The 19,192-nt window shown below is 47.6% G+C and carries 17 protein-coding genes and 1 pseudogene; 12 read left to right on the forward strand and 6 right to left on the reverse strand.

Annotation, left to right across the window (positions count from 1 at the left end):
- Positions 1-5: 5 nt before the first annotated feature.
- The 3 genes from LO777_RS12045 (at position 6) to LO777_RS12055 (ending at position 2,887) form a co-directional block, all read left to right on the forward strand.
- The gene (locus tag LO777_RS12045) at positions 6-980 is read left to right on the forward strand and encodes a serine O-acetyltransferase (RefSeq protein ID WP_228854141.1); all 975 of its coding nucleotides are present in this window, start codon (positions 6-8) and stop codon (positions 978-980) included.
- A gap of 41 nt (positions 981-1,021) precedes the next feature.
- Positions 1,022-1,939, forward strand: a complete 918-nt coding sequence (cysK, locus tag LO777_RS12050; RefSeq protein WP_228854142.1) for a cysteine synthase A — start codon at positions 1,022-1,024, stop codon at positions 1,937-1,939.
- Between the two features lie 69 nt (positions 1,940-2,008).
- Entirely contained in the window at positions 2,009-2,887 is an 879-nt protein-coding gene (locus LO777_RS12055; protein WP_268907573.1) for a selenium metabolism-associated LysR family transcriptional regulator, read from the forward strand.
- On the opposite strand, the gene LO777_RS12060 is transcribed toward LO777_RS12055, so the two are convergent.
- Complete coding sequence (locus LO777_RS12060) at positions 2,877-3,128, reverse strand: hypothetical protein (protein ID WP_228854144.1); 252 nt, start codon at positions 3,126-3,128, stop codon at positions 2,877-2,879. The two genes, LO777_RS12055 and LO777_RS12060, sit on opposite strands and share 11 nt — an antisense overlap.
- Positions 3,129-3,566: 438 nt before the next feature.
- On the opposite strand from LO777_RS12060, the gene LO777_RS12065 reads away from it, so the two are divergent.
- A complete protein-coding gene (locus LO777_RS12065) occupies positions 3,567-3,941 on the forward strand; it encodes a PDC sensor domain-containing protein (protein WP_228854145.1) in 375 nt (124 codons plus the stop codon).
- A 235-nt stretch (positions 3,942-4,176) separates the two neighbouring features.
- Here the strand turns inward: LO777_RS12065 and LO777_RS12070 are convergent, their stop codons facing one another.
- The 5 genes and pseudogenes from LO777_RS12070 to LO777_RS12090 all read right to left on the reverse strand — a co-directional run bounded on the left by LO777_RS12070 (position 4,177) and on the right by LO777_RS12090 (position 8,855).
- Positions 4,177-4,923, reverse strand: a complete 747-nt coding sequence (locus LO777_RS12070) for a CDP-alcohol phosphatidyltransferase family protein (RefSeq protein ID WP_228854146.1) — start codon at positions 4,921-4,923, stop codon at positions 4,177-4,179.
- A gap of 56 nt (positions 4,924-4,979) precedes the next feature.
- Positions 4,980-5,473 (reverse strand): annotated as a pseudogene (locus LO777_RS12075) (CDP-alcohol phosphatidyltransferase family protein); the annotation flags it as partial.
- Between the two features lie 155 nt (positions 5,474-5,628).
- On the reverse strand, positions 5,629-7,206 hold the full coding sequence (locus LO777_RS12080; protein WP_228854148.1) for an ATP-binding protein: 1,578 nt from the start codon (positions 7,204-7,206) through the stop codon (positions 5,629-5,631).
- On the reverse strand, positions 7,203-7,916 hold the full coding sequence (locus LO777_RS12085; protein ID WP_228854149.1) for a response regulator: 714 nt from the start codon (positions 7,914-7,916) through the stop codon (positions 7,203-7,205). The genes LO777_RS12080 and LO777_RS12085 overlap by 4 nt, the downstream gene beginning before the upstream one ends.
- Positions 7,917-8,399: 483 nt before the next feature.
- Complete coding sequence (locus LO777_RS12090; protein WP_228854150.1) at positions 8,400-8,855, reverse strand: glycine zipper domain-containing protein; 456 nt, start codon at positions 8,853-8,855, stop codon at positions 8,400-8,402.
- Between the two features lie 438 nt (positions 8,856-9,293).
- Between LO777_RS12090 and LO777_RS12095 the strand changes: the two genes are divergently transcribed.
- From LO777_RS12095 to LO777_RS12130, 8 genes are all read left to right on the forward strand, one after another.
- Positions 9,294-9,551, forward strand: a complete 258-nt coding sequence (locus tag LO777_RS12095) for a hypothetical protein (RefSeq protein ID WP_228854151.1) — start codon at positions 9,294-9,296, stop codon at positions 9,549-9,551.
- A complete protein-coding gene (locus LO777_RS12100) occupies positions 9,508-11,154 on the forward strand; it encodes a serine hydrolase domain-containing protein (RefSeq protein WP_228854152.1) in 1,647 nt (548 codons plus the stop codon). The genes LO777_RS12095 and LO777_RS12100 overlap by 44 nt, the downstream gene beginning before the upstream one ends.
- A 272-nt stretch (positions 11,155-11,426) precedes the next feature.
- Positions 11,427-12,272, forward strand: coding sequence for a MipA/OmpV family protein (locus LO777_RS12105; protein ID WP_228854153.1), 846 nt, complete (start codon positions 11,427-11,429; stop codon positions 12,270-12,272).
- Between the two features lie 79 nt (positions 12,273-12,351).
- The gene (locus LO777_RS12110) at positions 12,352-13,716 is read left to right on the forward strand and encodes an efflux transporter outer membrane subunit (RefSeq protein ID WP_228854154.1); all 1,365 of its coding nucleotides are present in this window, start codon (positions 12,352-12,354) and stop codon (positions 13,714-13,716) included.
- On the forward strand, positions 13,716-14,915 hold the full coding sequence (locus tag LO777_RS12115) for an efflux RND transporter periplasmic adaptor subunit (RefSeq protein WP_228854155.1): 1,200 nt from the start codon (positions 13,716-13,718) through the stop codon (positions 14,913-14,915). Before LO777_RS12110 ends, LO777_RS12115 begins: the two co-directional genes overlap by 1 nt.
- Positions 14,905-18,060: an efflux RND transporter permease subunit gene (locus LO777_RS12120; protein ID WP_228854156.1), complete on the forward strand. Its 3,156-nt coding sequence runs from the start codon at positions 14,905-14,907 to the stop codon at positions 18,058-18,060. Before LO777_RS12115 ends, LO777_RS12120 begins: the two co-directional genes overlap by 11 nt.
- Entirely contained in the window at positions 18,057-18,734 is a 678-nt protein-coding gene (locus LO777_RS12125; RefSeq protein WP_228854157.1) for a DUF4386 domain-containing protein, read from the forward strand. The genes LO777_RS12120 and LO777_RS12125 overlap by 4 nt, the downstream gene beginning before the upstream one ends.
- A complete protein-coding gene (locus LO777_RS12130; protein WP_228854158.1) occupies positions 18,734-19,168 on the forward strand; it encodes a DUF6326 family protein in 435 nt (144 codons plus the stop codon). Before LO777_RS12125 ends, LO777_RS12130 begins: the two co-directional genes overlap by 1 nt.
- The last annotated feature ends 24 nt before the right edge of the window (positions 19,169-19,192 follow it).

The raw sequence follows: 19,192 nt of genomic DNA on the forward strand, positions 1-19,192 counted from the left end.
AAATCATGTCACAACAAGCGAAACCATTTTCCGACACAGTATTCCCCACCCCTCAATGTGACCATGTCCTGACCACGAATGCAAGCAGGCACGACAAGGTACCCGGTGTGGTGAAAAAGTTGCTCAACTCATGGTCCACCAAGGATTGTTACGATCATATCAGCCCGGTATCCATCCCATCCCAGGAGAAAATCGTCGAAATTGTCCTGCAGGCGAGGCGAATACTCTTCCCCGGCTATTTCACCCGGACAAAACTACACGCTGCCAATCTGGAATATTATATCGGCAAACAGACTACGGACCTCTACGACAAAGTGGTGGAGCAGATCACCATGGCTATCCGCCATGACTGCAGACGCAACAACCTGCCATGCACTAACTGTGACGAACAGAGCCATCGCAAGGGACTCGCCATTATTGAATCACTGCCCGGAATTGCAGCCATTCTGGCAACGGATATCCGGGCGGCTCTGGATGGAGATCCCGCTACCATGAGTCCGGACGAGGTCATTTTCTGCTATCCCGGGCTGCTGGCAACCCTGATTTTTCGTATTGCCCATGAATTCTACCTGCTGGATATACCAGTCATCCCAAGAATCATGACAGAATATGCACACAGCATCACCGGCATAGATATTCATCCAGGTGCAACCATCGGCCCCGGTTTTTTTATCGACCACGGCACGGGCGTTGTTATCGGGGAAACAACAGTTATCGGCAAAAATGTCCGTATCTACCAGGGTGTTACCCTGGGCGCGCTCTCCCTTCCACGGGATGCGGGGGAAAAAATGCGCAACATGAAGCGTCATCCGACAATTGAAGACAATGTAATTATTTACGCAAACACCACCATTCTCGGAGGAAAAACGGTAATCGGAGAGGGATCCATCATCGGCGGAAATATCTGGCTGACGGAAAGTGTGGCTACGAATACAAAGGTGCTGTTGAAACGCCCTGAACTGATTTACTCCGAATCATAATTTTTTCTTCTCACATCTATAAAACACAAGAGGTTCAAGCCATGACCATTCAATTGACTGCCAGTTTCGGGAATACCCCCCTTCTTGACCTGTCCAACTTTTCAGCAGGTACAGGCGCTTTTATCCTTGGCAAGCAGGAATCGAGAAACCCCATGGGCAGCGTTAAATGCCGTATTGCCGTGGCCATGATCGAGGCTGCGGAAAAAAATGGCCAGATTTCAAATAATACGACAATCATAGAACCCACCAGCGGTAATACCGGACTGGGCCTGGCCTTTGTCTGCGCGGCAAAAAATCTGAAACTTGTTCTCACCATGCCTGAGAGCATGAGCGTTGAACGGAGAAAACTTCTCACCCACCTGGGAGCGAAACTGGTTCTCACCCCCGCCGCAGATGGCATGAAAGGAGCCATAGCTGCCGCTGAGCAACTCCTGAGGGAAACCAAAGACAGTTTTATGCCTGATCAGTTCACAAATCCGGCAAACCCCGAGATTCACAGGAAGACCACCGCAGAGGAAATCTGGCGGGATACTGAAGGGAAAATTGATATCTTTATCGCGGGAGTTGGTACAGGCGGGACCATTACCGGCGTATCCGAAGTACTGAAAAAGAAGAATCCAGACCTGCAGACCATCGCTGTTGAACCGGAGGACTCGCCGGTCCTGTCGGGAGGAAAACCGGGTCCGCATAAGATTCAGGGCATTGGTGCCGGCTTTATTCCGGCCATTCTCAATACGGAAATTATTGACGAGATCATACAGGTCAGTAACGATAACGCCTTTGCAACCGCCAGAAAACTGGCAACCAGCGAAGGTGTTCTCTGCGGAATCTCCAGTGGTGCCGCTGGGTGGGCAGGGCTGGAAGTTGCAAAGCGTCCGGAAAACAAAGGTAAAAACATTGTCATCATTCTTCCGGATACGGGAGAGAGGTATCTCAGCACACCTTTGGTTATTGAATAAGTATACTGAATAAATTACAATCAGGAGCCAATTCAATATCCAGAGGCAGAAGTCATCGAAACAAGGCAACTGAAAATATTCATATCGGTCTATAAAAACAAGAGTTTCACCAGGGCAGCAGAAGAGCTGTATACCAGCCAACCGACAATCAGCGAACACATCCGCAACCTGGAAGAACAGCTTGACTGCAGACTCTTTGACCGACTCGGCAGATCCATCCTGCCCACGGCGGAGGCTGAAATGCTCTACCCGCGGGCTCTCACCATCCTGGAAGACCTCACGCGGCTTGAAGAAGAAATCATGTCTGTCGGAAAATCCGTTTCCGGCAGACTGCTGCTCGGTGCCTCGACCATACCGGGGGCGTATATCCTCCCCCGGCTTGCCGCAGCATTCAAAAACAACTATTCAGAGATTTCCTTTGAAATCAGGATAAGCGATTCAGCCGCAGTTGTGCAAAGTGTCCTGGACAACGATCTGTTGCTAGGCATTGTTGGGGCAAAATTGAAGGCAAAGTCTCTTCAATATCATGTACTGACGGAGGACGAACTCGTCCTGATAGCCGCCGAAAAAAACCCGGTCCCCGATACAATTTCCCCCAAAGAACTCTGCAGCCACCCCTTTATCATGAGAGAACGCGGCTCAGGTACACGACGGACTATCGAATCTATTCTGGAACAATCTCACCTGACCACAGGCGATCTCAACACCAGTGCTACCCTGGGATCCAGCACCGCAGTCAAGGAAGCGGTCAAGGCCGACCTGGGTCTCTCCTTTATTTCACGCTACGCCATCCGGGACGAGCTGAAGAGAGGGTGCATTAAAACCATCAACATTCCGGGTCTCGACATGAAAAGGGCCTTTTATGTTGTGCTCTCAAATAAACGCACCCTGCCCCATCACTACAACGTTTTTCTGCAGGCCATCTTAACTACTGAATCTACTGACTGACCTCTTTTTTTATCGTACCGTCCACCTGGGCTATGACGTCGTTGATCCCGGCTGCAATAAGGTCGGGTTTCAGAGCAAGTTTCAGCTTTTTGGCCCCCCTGGCATCAACAAAGGTATTTTCATAACGGACACCAGTTTTTTTTATAATTTTAAAGGTCTTGTCAAATAACACGAAATGATAGCTCAACACACCGTATCCAGCGGCGGCTGCTATCACCAGCATCAAGATTATCTTCTTCATTCCATCTCCTTACATTATTGATATTATTTTATATTGTCTTTCCAGAAATAAAGCGCATACTTGTTCATTATGAGAGTATTTGCAATTTTCCTTTAAAAACCTTACAGAAAATTTACTCCATACCTCTTTCCATCCAATCCTCCATTCAAAACTATTTTTTTTATATGAACCATTTTTGCACGGTCGTGTGCAAAAAATGGTTCGTATCTTTATTATTTTACTGACAAATCGCTCTCAAATACTCAAATAGCCGAATAGTGTTTACCGGCACGATTTATGCTACAGACAGTATTGATTTTTACTGCAGAAAACTTTGAGCCTGGCGCCGCCTGAACTGATGAAAAATACGGGCGGCCTGAGTTTCATGGGTAGACAGATAAAAAATTCAATGTGAAAGCTATCTGGTGCCTGCATATCAAATTTAACAGGGGGAATCTTATGAAACAAATGACTGTAGCTCTTTTCGCCACAATTGTACTGCTTTTCGCAACCGGGTCATGGGCTGTCAACAAAGCAGAAATCAGCGAAAATGTGAACAGTGTGGCCGCCGCAATCAATAATGGTAAAGCAGCCGGAACTTTTAAATCTGATACCTTTACTCCTTATGTTTTTATTCTGGAAAAGGAAGGAAAACTCCTTGTACACCCGTCACTGGCAGGAGAAAGCCTGAAAGTGAAAGCCCCGCCAGTCTATGCCGCACTGGCAAAAGCGACTCCGGAAGGTGTCTGGGTTCAGTATAAATGGAAAGGCAAAACAAAAAATACTTACGCCAAAATGACGAAAAACAATCTCATCATCGGCAGTGGTTATTGACCTGCATAACTTGGCCGAACAATTGTTTAGAAAGTGTCTGTCCAGAAATGAGATTTTTTGTTCGAGTTCAGGTAAGCGAAGACTCCGAGGAGCATAGGAAAATAAAAAGCGCAGCATATTAGGCATATGTGAGCAATTTTACTTTTCGTAGCGACGCAGAAATCGGGCAAAAAAGTCATTTATGGACAGGCACTAGAAAGTACCGCGAGCCGGTCCTGCCCTGGATCGGCTTTTTTTATTGTGATGTCAGCTCAGGATTTCTGCATTTTCTGCCGGCTATAATATAGGCGAGCACAGAAACAAGAATCAGAAAACCGAATGTCTGCACACTCTTTGTCTTGAGGATGAATACTATGCTCACAATGATGGCCGCGCTGGCCATGAAAAACAGCGGCTTGGGTATCTGCTTCAGGATTATTCGCCCGAAATGAGCAAAACAGATATGGCTGACCATAAGGCCAATAGAAAGGGCTGAAATTATCCATAAGCCGACAGGTGGAGCAACCAGTGCCGCACCGAGTACAATCAAGGCTCCTGCAGGACTTGGAAGACCATTGAAAACACCATCGGGCAAATCATCCCGCTTCTTGTCCACCACAACAAAACGAATCAACCGGAAAGCGACACCGATAATAAACGCACTTGCAAAAAAACCAGCAAGACTCCCACCGGATTGCCAGATGACATAAGCCGGAGCAAGCCCGAAACTGACCAGATCGGCAACATCATCCATATATGGTCCGTATTTTGTGCCCCCATGCTTTTCCGCCATTCTACCGTCAAACAGATCAAACAACTGCCCGATTATGATAACACAGATCGCCCAGGCAAAGTGGTTGTTGTGGGTGAACACAAGGCTCGTGATGCCGCAGAAGAAATTAAGCGTTGAAAGAATATCGGCATACAGCCAGTTGGGAATGAATTTACAGACAACCGAGGCCGTGGAAAGAACAATACAGGCCACCAACACCTCATCCCCCACATTGATAACCCCGTGGTCTTATCAAGAAGAGCGCAGAAGATGACCAGGGCAAAACAGAGTATTGCCTTAATCTTACCAAAATTATTTGCCGCACCGGAAATTTCAAGATAGGAAAGGATACGCCTGGCGAAAAATTGTCCCACAAATTCTATTCCCACCAGGATCCAGACAAGTTTTACCGAAATAATACCGAGATATGCATAACCGACAAGTGGGGGCAGATACGTCAGCTTGTCGCACATGGGATCCAGCCATTCCCCCAGCGCGTGATAAGATTACAACTCCGCGCCACCAGGCCGTCCACACCGTCCAGCACCGCGGCCAGGGTAAAAATAAGAATGGCTGCGATCTGAAAATGAAATATAAAGTAAAATATGAAGGCAACCAACGCCATGCCTGCCCGCCAGTAACAGATTGCATTGGGATGCAGCAACCACTGATGTGCCAGGATATAATCCTGCACCGATTTCTTCTTCACCATCCTGGAGGACCAGTAATAAAATGCGAGCCCCATGGACGACGCGAAAAGAATGACCAGAAACCTTTGCATAACACTCTCAAAACTGGAAGAAATTCACCGGGAAACCCCGGGGTAAGGTACACTGTATCTGCCCCTCTTTACCACTTTGACAGCAAAATGTCCATTTTTGTCCAACGCTCATGGAGCCAGGTACAATTATTTTGATAATTTCTCTTTCCAGGTAATCAGAAATTCCGCCCTCCGAGCCTGGAGCGGCCAACTTTCACCCTTCCCCCGTGGGCCTCAACAATCTGTTTTACGATTGCCAGGCCAAGACCATAGCCACCTGTACCACGGTCCCGACTGGGATCGAGGCGAGTAAAGGGATCAAAAATGATGTCAAATGATTCCGCAGCAATACCTGCCCCATCGTCCTCCACGCGGAGTTGAAATTCTCCATCATTGCAGCCCAGGTGAATATGAACAGTATGCCTTGCATAACGGCATCCGTTCTGAATCAGGTTGCCAAGAGCCCGTGCCATAAGCCTGGGATCCATACAGTTTACAGGATTAGAAGGTACTTCCGCATCCAGGCTCATTCCCACGTTTTTGTCGCCGCAATTCTGTTTATGGCGCAGAATCTGCTCTTTCAGCCATTTCCTGAGTTCCACAGGTGCATATTCAATGGCTTTACGGTCAACATCCATACGGGCATAGGAGAGGAGTTCTCCGAGCATGTCATCAAGCTCGTCAATGTCTGTGTTCATTGATTCCAGATACCGTTTACGCGCGGATGCGTCATCAGTTTTCTGAAGCATCTCAATGCTGAATCGCAGTCGGGAAACAGGAGTCCGCAGTTCATGGGAAACAGCCCGGGTCAGTTCCTTATGGGACGCAATCAATTGCTGAATATGAGATGCCATGCCGTTAAAGGCTTTCAAGATGTTTTTGACCGTGGAATGGCTGGAATACTTAATTCGGGTCTGCAACTGACCTTCACCAACAAGCTGGGATGCATGTTGCAGCTTCCTTAAATCCCGCCAGACAGGTCTCAAAAACAACCAGACCATAAAACCCATGAGAAAACCGAGTGCACCAAGAAACACCTGGTCAGCAAATTTCAAAACCAGTGGCTGTTTCAATGGGCCAATTTTGAGCACATAATCACTTTCCGGGATAAGAGTATAAATTCGATCCAGGTAGTTTTCATAAAAAATGATAGTGCCCTGTTTTTTGAGTCTTTTTAAGTCCTCTGATTTGATATCAATCTTTTTCAGCGTAACCAGAGAAAGTGGCAGCTCATACTTCCTGCCAACTGTTTTAAGAACCTCCTGCCATTCTTCCTCAGGTTTTGCCAGTAGATTGTCAGTTATTATTGCCAGGGGACCGGCTACAACTCGCCTCAGATATTCAATGTCTGTTTCCCTGCTGCTCTGTTCCAGGTCCAATTTCCAGACATTTTTGGCGTCAGCCGATAAATGATAGAGAATATCTTCATGGGCCGGATCCGGTACAAATTGACCCTTCTCAAGATTCTGTTTTGCATCCAGCGGCAGATGAACATTGCAAATATCCAGCAATTCCAAGCCAAAAAGAAACTGCTCCTGCAACTTTCTCAGTTTATCTTTTCTGTCCTCACCTTTGTGGTTTCCCTCATTTTCCAGAAAGTCATCAAGCATAAGAACTATCGGTTTGAATGCTTCCCTGCCTTGGTTTTCAAGAAAAGATGAAAACAGCGGATCAAGCACATAGCTGATATTAAAAAGAAAAATAGAGGTGAGAATAAAAACAGGTGCGAATAACTGCAGAAATAAACGGGTCATGGCAGAAACAGGTATCCTACAGAACGAACTGTCTTGATGTAACGAGGATTGGCCGGATCATCCTTCAGCAGTTTTCGCAGGCGGGCTATACGGATATCCACGGAACGGTCAAGACCGTCATATTCTATTCCGGATAAAGTTGACAGAATATCATCACGGCTCAAAATTGTTCCCGCATTGCTCGCAAGAAGATAGAGCATTTCAAACTCCTGACTGCTGAGCGACAATGGCTTTCCACCGAGAAATGCATCCCGCGTTTTTGTGGATATATGCAGTTCACCGATGTCAAAAGATTCCCTGGCTTCCGATTTCTGCCTGAATCGCCGCAGCAGATTCTGGATGCGGGCCAGCAATACCCTGGGTTTGACGGGTTTTATCACATAATCGTCTGCCCCCAGTTCCAGGCCAAGGACCTGGTCAATATCCTCGTCCCTGGCGGTGAGCATCAGGATTGGATTTTTGTATTGCGGACGAACCTGCCGACAGACATCCATACCGTCAAGCCCCGGCAGCATAAGATCCAATATCACCAGGTCCGGCTGTTCCTCACAGATTCGTGGAACCGCTATATCACCACGTCCTTCAATAGTAACAGTGAATGAGTGCTGCTCCATATACTCTTTGACAAGCTGAGCCAGACGGACATCATCTTCCACAAGTAAAAGAGTTGGTTTGTCACTCCTGTTGCCAGGTGTATGCAATTCCTTCATTGGCAATTCCACATTACAGTTTTTGGGGTTGTGGCCGAAAAAACAGCCACATTTCCTGATGCTGATAAGCCATACTGAATTTTTATGGGTAAACAAAAATAAATCTTAATATAATCTCCCTGTATAAGTCCGTCAGTTTTTTGTTATAGATTTGTATCAGGATAAAGACCAAAAGTTATATTTCTGAAACACTATCTAAATATCCAGCAAACAACAACAGTTCATTTCGAAAACCTTGAGCAGCAACGCAAGCAACAGTCTTAGCCCGCATTTTTCATCAGTTCAGGCGGCGTCAGCTACAAAATTTTCAACAGTAAATAATAGTGGCCTATATTTACTGTTGAAATATTGCAGAAGATGGCGTCGCCTGGGCTGACCTTGGGTGAACATTGTGTCAATTTTGTTCGACTACTGATAGTTGGCTAATTATTTGTATTCTACAGCTCATCTCAAAATTGACACAATGTTCATGAGAAATGCGGGTTAGTCTTGCAGTTCCCACTGACCTGCAGCATTTCTGCAGGCTGTGGTGTATGTTTTTTCTGTCCTGCCGTCAATGGTCGCAACAATTTCAGCCTCTCTGCAAAGTCTGTTTGGTGTACTGGCAGGCACGTATGCTGGCTGCGGGGTTACTTTGTAATAATTGCCGTTATCTGGGTTTTTCCAGGTGGTCGTATGTCCGGATTTTCCAAATTCATAGGCCTGATTCAGTTCCTGCCTGTCGTACTTGTCCATTTCGTTGCCAACAATATATCCAAGCATAGTACCAATAGCAGCACCGATGAGAGTTGCTTCTTTGTCGCGACCGATCGCCTGACCAATGATAGCGCCAGTGGCTGCTCCCATCACGGCACCATTTTGGCCTTGGGAAAACTGGTCACCGCAGGAACTGAGGCCAACAACAAGTAAAGGAAGAAGGATAAGAACTAATTTTTTCATTTTTTTCTCCAGTGTGAATAATGATGATCTCGTAAAAAGTCGTTCAACGTTCTCAGATGGACTCTGGAAAAACTTCGATATACAAGGCGTGGCGGTGTCGTGTAAGCGCAGGCGTACATATGGTACGTCGAGCATTACACGATCACCCCACAACGCAGTAGATCGGAGTTTTTACGAGTCCATCAATAATGATTTTAAAGCATTACACCAACAGCAAATGGTGTCCGGTTAGACAAATACAAAAAAACATATCCAGGTTCCTAACCGGACTATACTGAAAAATAGTGTGAATACAGATAAATGTCTGTCGACTTTTTGTTATAGATTTGTAACAGGATCAACACGAATTGCTGCATTTCTCTAACATTTCCCCAACAGCCTTTCTCTTCTTTTCAGGCTATGGTTTTTCCATCTAGTGTCCGTCCAGAAATTGGATTTATGGACAGACACTCCCTTGCCTTCAACCAACTTGACGTTCATTCTTCAGGAGACAGATATTATGGTTATTTTCATAGCATTCATTTCAATCTTTACCTGCTTCTTTTTCCCAACAACCGGCATTTCTGCACCACCCCCGGCACAGTCAGGGGTGGTATCACAGGTGGATTACAGATCCATGCGCCAGAAAATTTCCCAACTCATCGAAAAGCAAATGAAAGAAAACGACATTGTCGGACTGTCCATCGCGGTGGTTGATGGACAGAAGACCGTGTGGGCAGATGGTTTTGGCTGGGCAGACAGGAAAAACAAGATCCGGGCTGCTCCTGAAACTGTATACCGCGTAGGTTCTATTACCAAGTTGTTCACCGCAACGGCGGCAATGCAGCTCGCCGAACAGGGCAAGCTGGACATCGATCAACCACTGAAAAAGGTGCTGCCGCAGTTCAGTATGAAAAGTCGTTTTAAAAAAGCAGGCAACATAACGCCTCGCAATATCATGACCCATCATTCCGGGCTACCGACGGACTACAACCGTGGCATGTGGGCGAAAGAGCCGGAAGACTTTACCCGGCTGGTTGATTTACTCAGAGATGAATACACCGCCTATCCGCCTGATACGATATTCTGTTACTCCAATATCGGTATGACCCTGCTGGGCCACTCGATTCAGAAAGTAAGTGGTCAACCCTACAGCGAATTCATTGACCGGAAACTGCTCACTCCCCTGAAAATGTATAATTCTTATATTTTCAAAACATTACCGGATACTCCGCAATCATCAAAAGGGTATTCACATGATGAAGAATCCACAATAATACCGCTGCGGGATCTTCCAGCCGGCGGGCTTAACAGTACGGTCCTTGACCTTGCCAATTTTACCAAAATGGTGTTTGCCGGCGGCAGGTTCGGCAGACAACAGATTATTCGGAAAGAGACTCTGGACAAGATGCTGCATTTTCAGGATGGTAACGCACCCTTCGACCTGGGACGCCAGATGGGACTGGGCTGGTTTCTTGAACAGCAGAGTAATGAGAAACCGAACCTCAAGGCAATGCACGGAGGAGATACCTTCTTATTCCACTCCATGTTAATCACCCTTCCACGATACGAGCTGGCGGTCATTGTCCTGGCAAACTCAGAATCGTCAGCGAACAGTGTTCATGACATCGCTGAAGATGCTCTTGAAATGGCGCTGGAAACAAAGACGGGAATCAAAAGAAAAGCAGCCGTAAAACTTTCTGATACTGAATTACCGACACGCCCTGAAGATTTAATCTCTTTTCCGGGATATTATTCAACCGGGGACACTATTGTGCAGATTACCCGTGATGACGATCAGCTCAAACTCATAAGTGACGACGACACATTGAATCTGGTTTTGCGCGAGGATGGGCGATATCATCTGCAATATAAACTGCTTGGGCTGTTTTCCATAGACGTGGATGGATTGGATGAACTCGCCATAACCCATACCAGAATAAAGGACCGGGAAGTACTGCTGGCCAGGTTCCATGGACAGAATATGTTTTTTGGTGAAAAAATCGTCCCCGGTCCCATTCCCGCATCCTGGAAATCGAGAACAGGAGTCTATAAAATGGTTCACCCGACATCAGGACTGATGTTTAACGACCTGCAATTAAAGCTTGAACATGGCTTTCTGGTACTCCAGTATACCATCAAACTCCCCTACCGGGAAGAAGCGGAGGAAAGCGGACAGATTACCCTTGAGACAGCAGGTGACCAGTTGGCCGTAATTCATGGTCTCGGACCCGGAACAGGTGATGTTGTCCGTGCAGTATACCGAAACGGCGAGGAGCTGTTATCCTGGTCCGGTTTCCTTTTCCACAGGGTTCAGTGAGTATCCCGGTCCCCGTATTGATAGACCTTTCTCCTTCAACCAGGGTATGACTGAAACCGCCAATCATATACTGTTTCCTCTGCTGATATGTCTTTATTGTACAGCCTGGTGGTTGATATCATAGACAATCCGGCGGACATCATTCCCTATACTCTACTCTAACAATTCTCAACATTACTCAAACAGACATACACCGGAAAATCGGTCAATATTCACAAAACGATCGACAATACGGTCGAATTACTAATCAAATACATTGGAGCTGTCAGGTGATGAAAAACAATCCGAAAACCACTTCCGACACTTTACAATCCAGCAGAGCGTATCTGCTTTTCCTTATCGTATTATTCATTCCCTTTTCCGCCTGTGCCGAGGAAATCAAAGAGCCACAGACAACCGGTGTTCTCCGCTCTTACACCATACTCGGCCTTCCTCTCCTGTCTATTGATGAAAGTCTGGTCATGGGGTTGGGCGTCGGCTTTTCAACAAACCCTTTCAAAGGTGTTAATGACAAGACAATGCCTTTTCCGGAAATCACATACCAGAACGGTAATTTCACCTTGGACTTCAGCGGAATAGGATACACGGTTTATTCCAGTGAGGGGTGTGAAATCACTCTGCTTGGCTCGTGGCGCTCCGCCCCGTACGACAGCACTGACAGCTCCTATCTCAAGGGTATGGAGAATCGAAATTTCGTCATTGAAGGAGGAGCTTCACTCACCGGAGAGACACCAATCGGCAGCGTCGGAATCGTAGCAATGAGCGATGTGACAAACAATCACAATGGCCAATATGTAACCGTGCAGTATTCACTCCCCTTTGGCAGTGAATCATGGGGGATTGAACCTGTTATCGGTGTCAACTGGGAGTCAAAAAAAATAATCGGATACTATTATGGAGTACGACACTCGGAGGTAAGAGATGACCGCGCTTTTTATGATGGAAAATCCACCTTTACACCATTTATCGGACTGAATGGAGGATTGAAAATTTCTGATAATATTTACCTCCAGGGCGGTGTCAATTATGAATTCCTGGGCAATGGAATCACAGAAAGTCCCCTGATTGATGACAAATATGTCCTGTCTGGCTCCCTGAGCTTAAGCTATTCTTTTTAATCTTCCCATGGAGAGAAAACGGGTTAAATGGAATTCACCGGCAATAGAAGAGATAAGGGTTCTCTTCTATTGTCTGTTTATGTTGTTGGTTCTAACCGGATGTTCACCTCTATATAAATCTCAAACATACCTGCCGGAAGATGTTCCTGAGACCTGGCCGGGCAGTGTCGATATTGACAGGTTGCCTGTCACAAAAAACCTGCTGGATTTATTCGAGGAAAAGCAATTGAAAATACTGGTCAAAGAAGCACTCGACAACAATCCGGATCTCAGGGCCACGGCTCATCGACTGAGAGGTGCGAGTTTTCTGATACACGAAACACGGTCAAAACTGTTACCTCATGTTAATGCCAGCTTTGCAGAGAGGCGTGACAACCAGGGGATAGATGGGCGCACCGGAAAACGTCGGCTCAGTCATACAGACACACTCTCTCTTGGAATCAGTTGGGAAATAGATATATGGGGGAAACTGGCCGATGAATACAACGCATCAAAACAGGATATGGCAGCCAGAGAGCAACTCTATCTTCACGCAAGGGACGCGCTGGCGGCCAGAATCATCCAGACATGGATACATATCATCGGCCTGAAACGTTCTGTAACAATACAACAGGAGCGGCTGGCAGTTCTTGAGCATATCCAAAAACTCCTGACCAAACGTTACACTAGAGGCCTTGAGAATCCGGATGAAATATCCACGGCGACCAGCAGGGTCAAGATAGCCCAGGCCGATGTCAGCGCAGAGCAAACAGTTCTTCTTCGGGAAAAACGTGCAATGGAAATCCTGCTGGGAAGATATCCAAAAGGGATTTTGTCCTTCAGCGCCACCCTGCCTGAAGTGCAGCCTCCACCGGTTCATACACCGGCTGCTGTTCTCCTCAACCGACCAGATATCCAGGCAGCAATGGCAAAGGCGGAAGCAGCGCGCCTCCAAGCTGATTCCGCCGAAAAAGCGCGTCTGCCGGAGCTGAATCTTTCCGGACAGCTTTTCAGAGAAGCCGCGAGTCTTGGAAATCTCGGAAGTGCCACCAGTTACTGGAACATTGTCGGTTCGGTTTTACAGCCCATATTTGATGGTGGAAGATTACAAGCCATCGCCCGGGCGGGACACACTGAATTTCAGGCAGCACTGATGGATCTGCGCGGGGCGGTACTGCAGGCATTCAAGGAGGTGGCAGACGGTTTTGACGTTGAACAGGATTACAGGATACAGGTTCAGGCTCTTGAGGTGGCGGCCGCAGAGTCGGAAAAAAGCGCCCGATATTACACTGCCCGATACCGACAGGGACTGGACAGCATACAAAATCTTCTCATAGCCAGAGAACAGGAGATGTCCGTAAAAAACAGATTGAACCAGGCAGTCACAGGACGCCTGAGTAACCGCGTTGATCTGGCGCTGGCTCTCGGGATCGGATTGACTGACAACCGGAGTTCTATACAGTAATGAGCCAAAAAAAAGATAAACAGACTGTTCTGCGGCGGCACAAAATGAAGAAGTGGATGGTTTTTGTGATCATGACAGCAATATGCATTCCTGCCGGGTTTGCCGCTTTTTACCTGAAACCGGATATTGACAAAGAGGTAAATGTCGAAGAACCCGCAGCAGGGGTAGAGATTGTTACCGTTCTCTCCGTTGAGCCGCAGGCCTGTGGTGCGAATATTTCAGCTTTTGGAGAAGTTGTTCCCCGCAGACGGATAACAGTTAAAAGTCAGGTCGAAGGCCAGGTGGTTTTCCTCTCTGATCGGCTGGAAACAGGAAGTCAGGTTAAAAAAGGAGAGTTGCTGGTACGTGTGGAACAAAGTGCCTTTCAACTGCAGGTGGCCGAAGCAGAGAACAGACTGGCTGTCGCCGGAATCAACCTGATGAAAGAAGAACGGGAGGCAAAGGACGCGCAGACCAACTGGAAACAATCAGGTTTACAGGGAGAGCCTGCCTCTCCCCTCGTCCTGCGCGTGCCCCAGCTTACAGCCGCACGCTCGGAAGTAAAAGCTGCACAGGCAGCACTGCAGTACGCCCGAACCATGCTTTTGCATACGGAAATCCGTGCGCCATTTGATGCGGTAGTTGTCAGGCGGAATATTAACCAGGGTCAAGTTCTTTTTGCAGCGGACGAAATCGCCACACTTTTTGGAACGGAGAGTGTCGAAATAAGTATTCATCTTGACCCCGGCAGTTGGGATCTGCTGCCGAAAAACGTCCGGCAGGCAAAGGTTATGGTGTTTGATACGGGAAAACCTGCAGGCTGGCAGGCTGCTGTCGTTCGAAAAAGCTATCACCTGGATGGACAGTCACGCCTGCGTACTTTGATACTGCGGGTTGAACACCCCATGGACCTCACCCCTCCCCTGTTGCCGGGAACCTTCGTCAGAGCAGAAATCACGGGCAGGCAGGTCCCTCATCTGCTGAAAATTCCGCAATCCGCACTGACAAAACAGGGACTTGTCTGGTTTGTGGACCAGGCAGACAAACTGCGAAAACACCATGTTGATCCTCTTTTCTACGACAACGGTTTCGCCTGTATTCCTGTACCGACAACAACAGGAAAAGGCCCATTACGGGTTGCGGTTTTTCCCAACTCAAGTTTTGTAGATGGTCTGGCCATCCAACCACTGCCGCAAAAGGAAAAATCCGATGCTAGATAATCTCTCAGCCTGGTTTACCAGAAATCCTGTTGCTGCAAATCTGCTGATGCTGCTGGTTCTGACCGGTGGTGCATTCGCTGTTAAAACCATCCGTATCGAGGGGTTTCCTGCCATTTCTCCCGGCTCTGTCACCATCACAACAGTAAACCCAGGCGCAAGCGCAAAGCAGATCGACCAGACCATTTCCTGGAAGATTGAAAAAAGCCTGGAAGGCATGGCCGGTATAAAAAAGATATCATCCTTTTCCGAGCAGAATATTTCCACGATCTGGGTACAGAAAACAAGTCGATTTGATTTGGATCGTTTTCAAAATGAGATCCAGGAAAGAGTGAACAGTATTGCCGATCTGCCCCGTCAGGCAGAGCGACCATCTGTCAGGCGGGACGAATTCAAGGTTGAGGCACTGCTGGTTCAGGTTTATGGCGATACCGATACTGCAACCCTGCAGAAAGCAGCCAGGAAAATCAAAGATGAACTCCTTGCCCATCCAAAGATCACCAGGATAAAACCCTTCGGTCTGCTCTCCCCTGAAATCCGCATTGAAGTGGACAATGAGCGTCTGCAGGCCTGGAATCTTTCCCTGGACGATATGAGGGCGGCCATACAGCGGGCTTCCCTTGACTACCGCATGGGCAGAATCGAGAGTGACAGTGGTCGGGTGGTGCTTCGTGCCGACACCAAGGCCACCGGCTCCAGAGAATTCGCAGCTGTTCCATTGATGACGCTGTCTGACGGCAGCAGTCTGCTGATAAGGGATGTGGCAAATGTAACAGACGGATTTGGGGAGGAAAACCGCTTCGCCCGTTTTCAGCACCAGCCATCCGTCGGATTGCAGGTTTATACCAGTAAAAAAGGACATCTTCTCGAAGTGAGTGAAGCTGCTCACAAGGTAGTGGACAGAATCCGGCACCAGCTCCCTGACAATATCAAAGTGGATATCTGGGGAGAATATGCTGTCTATATGAAAACAAGACTCTCGCTGCTGGCTGTCAATTTTCTCCAGGGACTGCTGATTGTATTTGCCCTGCTGGCTGTTTTTCTGAACCTCAGGCTCGCCTTCTGGGTAGCCATGGGTATTCCCATTTCACTGGCCGGTACACTGATATTGATGGGTGACAGGTTTTTCGGGAATTCCCTGAACGAGATCACCACATTTGGTATGATCATCGTCCTGGGCATCCTGGTGGATGATGCGGTTGTGGTAGGTGAATCAGTCTTTACGTCCCGCAGGATAATTAAAGACCCGGTGGAGGGCACCATCCACGGAGTAAAGCGGGTGTCCACAGCCACCATTTTTGGAAGCCTCACCACGGTGGCGGCCTTTTTCCCACTCCTGCTTATTGATAATGACCTCGGAAAGCTCTTTGCCGGTTTTTCCGTGGTGGTAGTCATTGCCCTGCTTCTGTCACTGCTGGAAAGTAAACTCATTCTACCGGCCCACCTGGCAGCTATCCGGATTGGCACCCCTTCCCCGACATCCGGGAAAAGTATTCCTTTCCTCTGGCGGCGGATACAGTCTTTAGCAAACACCTTTTTATCTTTTGTCAACACCACAATATACCAACCCCTGCTTCACCGTGCCTTGTGTCATCGTTATTCGGCAATACTCGTATTGCTGACCATGGCCCTGTGCTCGGCAACCTTAATATCTAACGGCTGGGTGCGCACTGTCTTCTTTCCTGAAGTTCCGGGACAGATCATTTCCGTAGAACTGGAGATGGTGAACGGCAGCCCCCTCAGCCTGACACGGTCCAATGTTGACGCCATTGAACTGGCGGCAAAGGAGTTGAACAGTGAAGTTGAGGCCGAATTACACACCAAGGCCCCTCCCATTGCCAAACTCATGACAGCCATGACCGGACCACTCACAGCTCTGGTTTTTGCAGAACTGCAACCGGAAGGGAAACGGCATATGAAGACCATGGAGACACTGGCCAGATGGCGCAAAAAGGTCGGAAGACTCGAAGGTGTCGAGTCCCTGAATTTCAACGGGTCTTTTGAATCCACGGACGGATTTGAAATTGAACTTGCCGGTCGCAATGAAGCTGTACTCGAGAATGCCGCCACCTATTTTACCAAATCCCTGGCCAGGCTTGAGGGTGTCAATGATATCCGTGACAACATCAAGCAGGGCAAACCACAGATACGGTTGGAACTGAAACCTGCAGCCAGGCACCTGGGACTCACCGCCGCAGACCTGGCTCGACAGATTGGCGACGGCTTTGGCGGACTGGAAGTTCAACGTGTGCAGCGGGGCAATGAAGAGGCAAAAGTTGTTGTAAAATATAAAAGACAGCAACGACGGGATATGGAAGATCTCCTGAAAACCCGTATACAGACAGAAAAAGGACGGTGGGTTCCACTTTCTTCCGTGGCTGTCATAAAATCAGGTGCTACCCCCTCCGTTATAATACGACAGAACGGTCGAAGGGTTGCCAGTGTGCATGCCTCTCTCAATAAGGAAATCATAAGCCTGACAGAGGCTTTTCAATGGATCGAGAAAAATTTAAAGCCGGAATTCAAACGTCTTTATCCGGGGATCAGTATCAGAAGCGCAGGAGAACTTGAAGATATCAGCGAAGTCAAGGGTGGTATGATGCGCAGCGTTGTCATAATCCTCCTCCTGATCTATTCCCTCCTCGCTGTTCCGCTGAAATCCTACTGGCAACCTTTTATAATAATGTCCGTCATTCCCTTTGGTTTCGTGGGTGCAGTAACGGGTCACCTCATCACCGGGACCTCACTCTCAATCCTTTCATTTTTCGGCATGATGGTGGTCATGGGAGTTGTCGTCAATGACAGCCTGGTGATGATAACCAGGTTCAATGAATTGAGGCAAAAAGGAGAAAAACTGCAACTATCGCTAATACAGGCGGGAGGAAGCCGTTTCCGGGCAATTTTTCTCACCACGGCAACCACCGTCTGCGGCCTGGTACCGTTGCTGTCCGAAACCTCTGAACAGGCGCAGTACCTGATACCGGCAGCCCTGTCCATCGCATGGGGAGAACTCTTTGCCACCCCTGTGACATTGCTCATCGTTCCGGTGTTGATCAATATTGGAGATGATCTGCGTTTTTTTCAACGCCTGAATCCAAAACGGTTGTTTTTCGGTACCCTGAAAACAGAAAAAAGGGCAATAAAATGAAAACTGAGCAAAAGATCGCAAGAAGTGTTGGAGTAATGTTAATCATTGGAACTGTAGCAGGTATATCAAGCATTGCCCTTACCGGCTCAATCTTTGGTGCCCCGGACTATCTTACCCGGATTTCGGCAAATGTAATCCAGTTTATAACGGGAACACTCCTGGTGCTCATTATGGGTTTTGCACTGGCCTCAGTTCCAGTCATGATGTTTCCGATTTTTAAACAGTACAATGAACCCCTGGCACTCGGGTCAGTTATTTTCAGGGGAGCACTTGAAACTTCTGCCTATATAGCCATTGCTGTCTGCTGGCTCCTTCTCCTCTCCCTGAGCCAGGAATATATCAATGCTGAACCTCCTGACCTTTCCTTGTATCAAATACTTGGTACATTGATCCTGAAAACGGTCAATATAATCAGCCAGATTCTGGCTATTGTTTTCAGCCTTGGTGCGCTGATGTTTTACTTTTTATTCTACCGATCAAAACTCATCCCTCGCTGGCTGTCAACTTGGGGACTTGCCGGGGCCGTATTGTATCTGAGTGTCCCTCTGACAGGTATGTTCAATATCGATTGCGAGTTCCTGTACGCTCCCCTGGCAACCCAGGAAATGGTCCTGGCAGTCTGGCTGATTATCAACGGTTTCAATCCACCCCGAAAACATTCAGGAGTAGAGTAATGAATAATTATCAATTACCCCCCAAAAATGCCATGACAACAAAACTCGATACGAAAACAAAACTCTCAACATTATGGATCGTAGTCATGTTCAACATGGCATATGCGGATATTCTTTCATTTTATATCCCCGGCAAACATGAAGAACTTGCTGCATTTGCCGGTGACACACCGGTCTCTCAACTTATGCTGGCTGGCGCAATAGTGCTTGAAATTCCGATTCTCATGATTTTTCTCTCAAGAATATTGAATTACAATGCGAACCGCTGGGCAAATATCATAGCAGGTATCAGCATGATCATGTTTGCCGTCGGCCCGGAGATCGGTAACGATTCCATAGATCCTCACTATATTTTCATCGCCACTGTAGAAATTCTCTGTATGCTCCTTATTATCAGAACCGCATTGAAATGGCCAAGTCCTGAAAATGCCTGATCAACAAGAGTGGCGATTTGACTT

The sequence above is a fragment of the Desulfomarina profundi genome (assembly GCF_019703855.1).
GTDB lineage: Bacteria > Desulfobacterota > Desulfobulbia > Desulfobulbales > Desulfocapsaceae > Desulfomarina > Desulfomarina profundi.

Coding starts and splice junctions, on each gene's coding strand:
- LO777_RS12045 (WP_228854141.1), top strand. CDS start 6: ATGTCACAACAAGCGAAACCATTTTCCGACACAGTATTCCCCACCCCT.
- cysK (WP_228854142.1), top strand. CDS start 1,022: ATGACCATTCAATTGACTGCCAGTTTCGGGAATACCCCCCTTCTTGAC.
- LO777_RS12060 (WP_228854144.1), bottom strand. CDS start 3,128: ATGAAGAAGATAATCTTGATGCTGGTGATAGCAGCCGCCGCTGGATAC.
- LO777_RS12065 (WP_228854145.1), top strand. CDS start 3,567: ATGAAACAAATGACTGTAGCTCTTTTCGCCACAATTGTACTGCTTTTC.
- LO777_RS12080 (WP_228854148.1), bottom strand. CDS start 7,206: ATGACCCGTTTATTTCTGCAGTTATTCGCACCTGTTTTTATTCTCACC.
- LO777_RS12085 (WP_228854149.1), bottom strand. CDS start 7,916: ATGAAGGAATTGCATACACCTGGCAACAGGAGTGACAAACCAACTCTT.
- LO777_RS12090 (WP_228854150.1), bottom strand. CDS start 8,855: ATGAAAAAATTAGTTCTTATCCTTCTTCCTTTACTTGTTGTTGGCCTC.
- LO777_RS12095 (WP_228854151.1), top strand. CDS start 9,294: ATGGACAGACACTCCCTTGCCTTCAACCAACTTGACGTTCATTCTTCA.
- LO777_RS12100 (WP_228854152.1), top strand. CDS start 9,508: ATGAAAGAAAACGACATTGTCGGACTGTCCATCGCGGTGGTTGATGGA.
- LO777_RS12105 (WP_228854153.1), top strand. CDS start 11,427: ATGAAAAACAATCCGAAAACCACTTCCGACACTTTACAATCCAGCAGA.
- LO777_RS12110 (WP_228854154.1), top strand. CDS start 12,352: ATGTTGTTGGTTCTAACCGGATGTTCACCTCTATATAAATCTCAAACA.
- LO777_RS12115 (WP_228854155.1), top strand. CDS start 13,716: ATGAGCCAAAAAAAAGATAAACAGACTGTTCTGCGGCGGCACAAAATG.
- LO777_RS12120 (WP_228854156.1), top strand. CDS start 14,905: ATGCTAGATAATCTCTCAGCCTGGTTTACCAGAAATCCTGTTGCTGCA.
- LO777_RS12125 (WP_228854157.1), top strand. CDS start 18,057: ATGAAAACTGAGCAAAAGATCGCAAGAAGTGTTGGAGTAATGTTAATC.
- LO777_RS12130 (WP_228854158.1), top strand. CDS start 18,734: ATGAATAATTATCAATTACCCCCCAAAAATGCCATGACAACAAAACTC.